This is a genomic window from Borrelia crocidurae, assembly GCF_000825665.2.
Taxonomy (GTDB): domain Bacteria; phylum Spirochaetota; class Spirochaetia; order Borreliales; family Borreliaceae; genus Borrelia; species Borrelia duttonii.
Window position 1 is genome coordinate 83,431 of sequence record NZ_LN609267.1, and the last position, 2,380, is coordinate 85,810.

Below are 2,380 nucleotides of genomic sequence, written 5' to 3' on the forward strand. Positions count from 1 at the left end.
CTATTAATTCCCCAAATAAATTTGAAGCGGGTACACCAAATATTGCAGGAATTATTGGTCTTGGACAAGCAATAAAGTATATAAATAACATAACGATGGAATTTATTCAAGAACATGATCAAGAACTGATTGAATATTGTATTTCAAAATTAAAAGAAATCGATGAGGTTGAATTTATTTTAAATAAAAATATTAAACGAAAATCAATAATATCATTTACAGTAAAAAATATTCATTCACATGACATTGAGACATATCTTGATACAATGGGAATTGCAACCAGATCTGGAAAAACATGTGCTTACCTTGCATTTTTTTCAGAAAATATTAAAAAAGATCATTTATTAAGAATAAGCTTTTACTTATATAATACAAAAGAAGAAATTGACATTTTCATTTCTTCACTCAAAAAAACAATAAAAGAATTTTATTAAATAAACTTACAAACATCAAAAAATGATGAAATTATATTATATACACAGTAAAATGATAAATAAAATTTACCTATTATCTAAAATTTAAGCTAAATCAATATAAAACTATTATTGATTTAATCAAATAAACTTCTTAAAATTGAAACATGTTCTCAGAAGAAATAAAAAAAGAACTAATAAGACTAAGCAAAATAAAAAAGTATTGCTTTCAGGTAGAAAAAAATCAAAGTCCAATATATCATAAATCTAAGTGTGGAGACCAAATAATTTTTCAAACAGATAAAGACAACAAAAAAATTAGACTAAAATATAATGCATATGGATGTATAGTCTTTCTAGCCAGTACGTATCTTTTAACCAAAATATGCGACAATCAACCTAAAAAGACAACATTAGAAATCATAACAAAAATAATTAACAATAATTTTGAAAATTTAGAAGAAATAAATAAAAACCTTAAAATTTTTGAAAATTTCTTATATACAAACAGAAAAGATTGTTTTATTCTGCCGTACAAAGCTTTAAAAGAAATTTTAAAGTAACATTAAATAATCGCCAATTAAAGGAGAATTATATGCAAATATACTCTCACTCATCAATAGGATACGAAGGAGAACTAATTGAAGTTGAAGTAGATATTAAAAAAGGAATACCAGGAATTGATATTGTTGGATTAGCTGGAAGTGAAATTAAAGAATCAAGAGAAAGAATAAAAGCGGCTATTAAAAATTCAGAATTTACTTTCCCAAAAGATAGAATATTAATAAATCTTGCACCAGCAGGTATCAAAAAAATTGGAACAGCAATTGATCTCTCAATTGCAACTAGCATTATAAGTACAAAAGAAAATAAAAATAACAATTTAAAAGTCTTAATGTTAGGAGAATTGCAACTAGATGGACAAATAAGAACAATTAAGGGAGTATTACCCGCAATTTCTCTTGCAAAAGAAAAAGGAATTAAATGCATAATAATACCTTTTGATAATCTTGAAGAAGCTCTATTAATATCAAACCTAAACATTTGGGGAGTCAAAACTTTAAAAGAAACTCTAGAAATAATTGAAAATCTTAATAATAATATATTTCCCGCAAAACCTACAATTAATTTTAAAATAGAAGAAAATGAAGAAGAATTTGAATATGATTTTAAAAATATCAAAGGACAACATAGGATAAAAAGAGCACTAGAGATAGCAGTAGCAGGAGGACATAATATTATGATATTTGGACCTCCTGGAAGTGGCAAAACACTCAGTATTAAATGTGTACAATCAATATTACCCCCACTTACAAATAAAGAAATTATTGAAACAAATAGAATTTGGTCAATTGCAGGAAAGCTAATAGATACAAAAATAATCAGGAAAAGACCATTTAGACAACCACATCAAACTGCAAGCAAAGAAGGCATTATTGGTGGAGGAGCTAATGCACTCCCTGGAGAAGTATCACTTGCTCATAACGGCATCCTATTTTTAGATGAAGCTCTAGAATTTCAAAAATCAATATTACAATCACTGCGTGAACCAATAGAAGACAAAACAATTTCAATAGTAAGAGCAAGTTCAAAATCATTTAAATATCCTGCAAACTTTCAATTAATGATTGCAACAAATCCATGTCCTTGTGGCAATCTTGGAAAAAACGATATTGAGTGTTTCTGTTCACAACAAGAAGTTTCAAACTACTGGAAAAAATTTGGAGCAGCAATGCTTGATAGAATTGACATTAGAGTACCAGTTAAACCAGTAAATAATGCCAAATTATTTCAAGAAGATAATGAAAGCTCACAAGAAATTAAAAAGAGAATAATAAAAGCAAGAAATATACAAAACCAAAGATATGAAAACATTAAAAATGTTCATAAAAATTCTGATCTCAAACCAGAACACATTGCAATATTTTGTAACTTTAGATAACAAGTACTCGTCACATTATCTTTAA

General features: G+C 26.8%; 1 protein-coding gene and 2 pseudogenes (1 of these 3 cut by a window edge). All 3 read left to right on the forward strand.

Going from position 1 to position 2,380, the window contains the following annotated elements; genetic code table 11:
• Positions 1–434 (forward strand): annotated as a pseudogene (locus tag BN1173_RS00445) (cysteine desulfurase) (its annotated part extends 721 nt beyond the left edge of the window); the annotation flags it as partial.
• 146 nt (positions 435–580) lie between these two features.
• Positions 581–976, forward strand: coding sequence for an iron-sulfur cluster assembly scaffold protein (locus BN1173_RS00450; RefSeq protein ID WP_014695991.1), 396 nt, complete (start codon positions 581–583; stop codon positions 974–976).
• Between the two features lie 32 nt (positions 977–1,008).
• Positions 1,009–2,332 (forward strand): annotated as a pseudogene (locus BN1173_RS00455) (YifB family Mg chelatase-like AAA ATPase); the annotation flags it as partial.
• Positions 2,333–2,380 lie beyond the last annotated feature (48 nt).

Excerpts from the sequence above, each read along its gene's own strand:
- BN1173_RS00450 (WP_014695991.1), top strand. The coding sequence starts at position 581 with ATGTTCTCAGAAGAAATAAAAAAAGAACTAATAAGACTAAGCAAAATA.